This is a genomic window from Mesorhizobium sp. ORS 3428 (assembly GCF_001854785.1).
In the GTDB taxonomy this organism is placed as follows: Bacteria; Pseudomonadota; Alphaproteobacteria; order Rhizobiales; family Rhizobiaceae; genus Mesorhizobium.
Genome location: NZ_MDFL01000033.1, coordinates 1 through 5,696, shown reverse-complemented (window position 1 = coordinate 5,696; position 5,696 = coordinate 1). Strand labels below are relative to the sequence as shown.

The 5,696-nt window shown below is 66.5% G+C and carries 4 protein-coding genes; 1 reads left to right on the top strand and 3 read right to left on the bottom strand.

Annotated elements, in window-relative coordinates:
* The coding region (locus ORS3428_RS31160; protein WP_244507838.1) for a LysR substrate-binding domain-containing protein at window positions 1–360 on the top strand (360 nt) is incomplete at its 5' end.
* A gap of 152 nt (window positions 361–512) precedes the next feature.
* Here ORS3428_RS31160 and ORS3428_RS05460 read toward each other — a convergent pair.
* The 3 genes from ORS3428_RS05460 to ORS3428_RS05450 form a co-directional block, all read right to left on the bottom strand.
* Window positions 513–2,687 (bottom strand): malate synthase G, encoded by a 2,175-nt coding sequence (locus tag ORS3428_RS05460; protein ID WP_071095297.1) that lies wholly within the window; start codon window positions 2,685–2,687, stop codon window positions 513–515.
* Between the two features lie 355 nt (window positions 2,688–3,042).
* Window positions 3,043–5,058 (bottom strand): hydantoinase/oxoprolinase family protein, encoded by a 2,016-nt coding sequence (locus ORS3428_RS05455; protein ID WP_071095295.1) that lies wholly within the window; start codon window positions 5,056–5,058, stop codon window positions 3,043–3,045.
* Between the two features lie 455 nt (window positions 5,059–5,513).
* A partial coding sequence (locus ORS3428_RS05450) for a cupredoxin domain-containing protein (RefSeq protein WP_172833644.1) occupies window positions 5,514–5,696 on the bottom strand: 183 nt, incomplete at its 5' end.

Genomic DNA, 5,696 nt, shown 5'->3' with positions numbered 1-5,696 from the left:
CAGACCCCGCACGATCTCGGCGCGCATCACTGCCTCTTTCATACGGTATGGAACAGCCGCAATGCCTGGAAACTGAAAGGCTGGGATGAGGTGCAGCCACCGATCGCACCGTCTTTCACAYGCAACGATGGCAACGGATTGCGCATGGCTGCGCTGGCCGGTGCGGGATTGTTACTGCAGCCCGAAGTTCTGGTGGCCCAGGATATGGCAAACGGGGCGCTGGTTTCAGTCCTACAAGCCTATTTGCCCGAACCGCGCCCTGTCCATATCGTGCATCGACGGGATCGACGACCGCTCCCAAAGCTTACTCGTTTCATTGGGCATTTGCTCGCGCATGTCAGGGAGCGGGAGGCATACTAGCTCATTTCGTGGCGGATGGGTCTGARGTCCGCAATTGGCGTAAAGCCGAAGAGGCTAACACCAGACCAATTTGCCGGTCCCGGCTCCGTCTCATCATTGTGGGGCGAGGGCAACGGAGGAGCAGCCGATGCAACCCATCAGGAAGAAGYGCGCTACCCCGCCCGGTCCTTCGCCTWCAGCTCCAGCCTGCGCGCATGCAGCACCGRCTCGGTGTAGCCGTTGGGCTGGGCGGTCCCCTTGAATACAAGGTCGCAGGCGGCCTGGAAGGCGATCGACTTGTCGAAATCCGGCGCCATCGGCCGGTAGAGCGKATCGCCGACATTCTGGYGGTCGACGATCGACGCCATGCGCTGCAGCGAGTCCCTGACCTGGATTTCCGAGCACACTTTGTGGCGCAGCCAGTTGGCGATGTGCTGCGAGGAGATGCGCAGCGTGGCGCGGTCCYCCATCAGGCCTACATCGTTGATATCGGGCACTTTCGAGCAGCCCACCCCCTGGTCGATCCAGCGCACGACATAGCCCAGAATGCCTTGAGCGTTGTTGTCGAGCTCGCGCTGGATCTCGTCCGGCGTCCAGTTCGGCCGTCTTGCCACCGGCACGGACAAAATGTCGTCGAGCTTCGCTTTCGGCCGGCTCTTCAGCGCCGCCTGCACGGCGTTCACGTCGACCTTGTGGTAATGCGTCGCGTRCAGCGTTGCGGCCGTCGGCGAGGGCACCCAGGCAGTGTTGGCGCCGGCCTTGGGATGGGCGATCTTCTCGGCCAGCATCGCCRCCATCAGGTCCGGCATCGCCCACATGCCCTTGCCAATCTGGGCGTGGCCGGCTAGCCMGCATTCGAGCCCCATGTCGACGTTCCAGGCCTCATAGGCGGAAATCCAGGCCGCCTGCTTCATGTCGCCCTTGCGGATCATCGGGCCGGCTTCCATCGAGGTATGGATCTCGTCGCCGGTACGGTCGAGGAAGCCGGTGTTGATGAACACAACACGTTCGCTTGCGGCGCGGATTGCCTCCTTGAGGTTGACGGTGGTGCGCCGCTCCTCGTCCATGATGCCCATCTTGATGGTGTTTTTCGCCATGCCGAGCAGCGCCTCGACGCGGTCGAAGATCTCCACCGCGAAGGCGACCTCTTCCGGCCCATGCATCTTGGGCTTCACCACATACATCGAGCCGGCGCGGGAATTGRCGCGGCGTCCGTTCGGGCCGACATCATGCAGCGCAATCAGAGCGGTGAGCGCTGCATCCATGATGCCCTCCGGCACCTCGTTGCCGTCGYGGTCGAGGATCRCCGGATTGGTCATCAGGTGGCCGACGTTTCTCACCAGCATCAGCGAGCGGCCGGGCAGCGTAAGCGTGCCGCCGCCACGCGAAGTGTAGCTGCGGTCAGGGTTGAGCCTGCGGGTAAAGGTCTTGCCGGCCTTGGTGATCTCCTCGGCGAGATCGCCCTTCATCAGGCCGAGCCAGTTGCGGTAGACGACGACCTTGTCCTCAGCATCGACCGCCGCGATGGAATCCTCGCAGTCCTGGATGGTGGTAAGYGCGGCTTCGAGAAGGATATCAGCAATGCCGGCCGGGTCGGTCTTGCCGATCGGGTTGGCATGGTCGATCGCGATTTCGATATGCAGCCCGTTCTTGACCAGCAGCACGGCTTCCGGCGTGGCGGCATCGCCGCGATAGCCGACGAACYGCCTGGGATCGGCGAGYGTGGTGGCRCCGGCGCCCTCGCCCGCCTTGAGCGCRCCATTCGCCACCGAGAGCCCGTTGACGCCGGCCCATTTGCCGGTGGTCAGCGGCACCGACTGGTCGAGGAAGTCCTTGGCCCAGGCGATCACCTTGGCGCCGCGCACCGGGTTATAACTCTTGCCCTTTTCGGCGCCGCCGGTCTCTGGGATGGCGTCGGTGCCGTAGAGCGCGTCATAGAGCGAGCCCCAACGGGCATTGGCGGCATTGAGCGCATAGCGCGCATTCATCACCGGCACGACGAGCTGCGGCCCGGCGACGACGGCGATCTCGGGGTCGACTTTCTCGGTGGTGACTCCGAAGGCCGGGCCTTCCGGCACCAGATAGCCGATCTCCTTCAGGAAGGCCTTGTAGGCCTCCATGTCGACCGGCGCGCCGTTTGCGCGGTACCAGTTGTCGAGCTTTTCCTGCATGGCGTCGCGCTTTGYGAGCAGCGCCCRGTTCTTCGGCGCCWGATCATGGACGATTGCCGAAAAGCCGTTCCAGAATTCTTGCGGATCGATGCCGGTGCCGACTGCTGCCTCATCGGCCACGAAGTCATGGAGCTCCCGGGCAATGCGCAACCCGGCGATCTCGATGCGGTCGGTCATCAGCATGTCTCCAGATATAGGCTTTGCCGGCTCGCCGGCCATCGGTCTTGGGCGGCCTTTGGCATGCCGGGGTTCAAGGGTCAATTCGGCTTAAGGGGAAGTAGGGCGATCGGGCGAGGTTTTTAGGTTTGCGGCGGCGGGGGAGCGGCCAATCTCCCCCAAGTGGGTCCCAAGTGGGGGAGATGCCCGGCAGGGCACAGGGGGCGCGAAAGAACGCCAACCTGGCAGATTTCGGTATTTCGTGCAGTCGGTCGAAGTCGAGTATGAGCGCGCGCCTCTTGGAGGCGCCGGCGGGACAGCACCCCCCTCTGGCCTGCCGGCCATCTCCCCCACTTGGGGGGAGATCAGCTCTCCATCACACCGCGATCCTCGGCCTTCCCGAGGCCACCGCCACCACATGCGCCTCGATGAACATGCGCTGGTCTTCGACGGTAGAGACGCGGAATTCGGTGGAAACGTCGATCTCGGCGCTGTCGGTGCCGGCGTCCTTGGCGCGCTCGGCGACGATTGCCCGCACATCCGCTTGCGCCGCGGCGATCGCCGCCRCCTCGTCGGTGAAGTCGCGCACGGTCTGCCCCGACGCCARGCGGAAGAGCCCTTCCCTCGGCTGGCTGACGCGCGCCTCGGCCGAGACGCGCACCTGGCCGACCACGGCGCCGAGCGCATTGGCGACGTCGGTATCCTCCGGCACCACGCAGCCATTGCCGATCAGCGGCGGCAGGCCGGCATAATGCAGCGGCGCCGAGGCGCCGAGGCCGATCACCGGCCGGTCGAGCGCGACGCTGAAGCGGGCGATGCCGGGATGTGCATCGACGGCGCGCTGCACCAGCGCATGGGCGACGGTCGCGGCGCCGTCCAGCCCGTCCTCCGCGAAGGCGGTTTCGAGGATATATTCGGCCGACCAGCGGGTGAGCGTGGCGAGCACGCGCTCGGCGATCGCTTCCGGCGTCGCCGCGATCACCTGGCCGCGGCCGTCGCGCCGGCGGGCGAAGAGCTCGGCGCCGAGGCGGGCGGCGGCGGGATCCCAGTTGGCCTGCTTGCCCAGCACATGGGCGGCGTCCGAGGGCGTGAAGCCGCAGATGTGCACGAGGCCGCGCGCCACCAGCCGGTTGAGCGTGGCGTTCTGCGCGTTGGAGGTGAGCAGCCTGTCGAGCGGCAGCGGGGTGGCGCCGATCGCCTCGTAGAGTTTTGCTTCCGGCGCGGTGAGGCCGGCGGCGAGCCTGTCCGGCACGCCGGTGCGCACGGCAAAGCGCCCGCGGCCCGGATTGGGCGCGCGCAGCTGCCGTTCGAGCTCGGCGGTGACGGCCTCGCCATGCACCAGGCCGGCCAGCGCCAGCGGCACCAGGCGGCGGGGTCCTAGCAGGATCTTTGGGGTGAGCGCGCCGTCCTCCAGCGCCACTTCCGAATCGCCACCGAGGCCGAAGGTGCGCATGGCGACCGCCTCCACCATGGTGCGGAAGCCGCCGACGGTGGCGCCTTCCGGATCGAGGCGTGGGCGGCCGCCGTCGAGCACCGCGACATCCGTTGTGGTGCCGCCGATGTCCGACACCATGGCGTCGTCGAGGCCGGTCATGTGGCGGGCGCCGACCAGACTGGCGGCCGGGCCGGAGAGAATCGTCTCGATCGGCCGCTGGCGGGCAAAGGCCGCCGACACCAGCGCGCCGTCGCCGCGCACCACCATCAGCGGCGCGGCAATGCCGCGCTTGCCGAGAAAGCCTTCAGTCGCCGCGACCAGCCGGTCGATCATCGAAATCAGGCGGGCGTTGAGCAATGTAGTGAGCGCCCGGCGCGGGCCGCCGAGCTTGGCCGACAATTCGTGGCTGGCGGTGACCGGCAGGCCGGTCTTCTCGCGGATGAGGTCGCGGGCCGAGAGCTCATGCGCCGGGTTGCGGGTGGCGAAATAGGCGCAGACGGCAAAGCCCGAGACCGAACGCCCAAGCTCCGGCAGTGCCGCCTCGAGGCCGGAAAGGTCGAGCTTGGCGGCGTTGCCGTGCACGTCATGGCCGCCGGGGCAGAACACCACCGGATCGGTGCCCAGCGCCGTCTTCAACCCGTCGCGGGCAAGGTCGCCCTCGGAAAAGCCGATCATGACGAGCGCCACGCGGCCGCCCTGGCCCTCGACCAGCGCGTTGGTGGCCAAAGTGGTCGACATCGAGACAAGCTTGATCGAGGCCGGATCGGTGCCGGCCTTCTCCAGTACCGCATCCACCGCACCGGAAATGCCGACGGCGAGATCGTGGCGCGTGGTGAGCACCTTGGCCTTGGCCAGCACCCTGCCTTTCGGCCCGCCTTCCTCCGACCACAGCACGGCATCGGTATAGGTGCCGCCGGTGTCGATGCCGAGGAAGAGAGGTTTTGGCTTGGCGGTCATTTGGGGGCGGAGGTCCGGGGCAAGAGAGTTTGGTGCCTGCCCCTTAGCCGATACGGGCTGGCGGATAAAGGCGGGAGGGATGGGCCAAGGATGGAGAGCATGATCTCCCCCCTTGTGGGGGAGATGGCCGGCAGGCCAGTGGGCGGCGCGAAGGATCGCGGCGCTCGTCTTTTGTCGAACGGACGAAATCCTCCAAAAGTTGCTCTGACAGCTGAGACGGTGGCGGGACAGTACCCCCCTCTGTCCTGCCGGACATCTCCCCTCAAGGGGGGAGATCGGATGTCATCGTCGCTTTCGCCAATCGCTGACGTTGCAGGACGAGCGCCGTAGCTCAAGCTGTCAATCTCCCCCCTTGTGGGGGAGATGCCCGGCAGGGCAGAGGGGTGCCTCGCACCAACCTCTCTGCCTGCAGATCGACCTTTGGCGGGAGATTGGCGCTCCGCCGTCGGTGCCTCCTACTTCGCCGTAACAGTGCCCGTCATCGAGCTGTGGATCGCACAATGGAACGGGTGCGCGCCGGCTTCGGCGATCTTGACCTTGGCTTTCTTGCCCTTGGCGAGCTGGCCGGTATCGAAGGAACCGTCGTCCGCCGTGGCGGTGTGCGTCTTGGAGTCGGCGTTGGTGAAAGTCACGGTGTC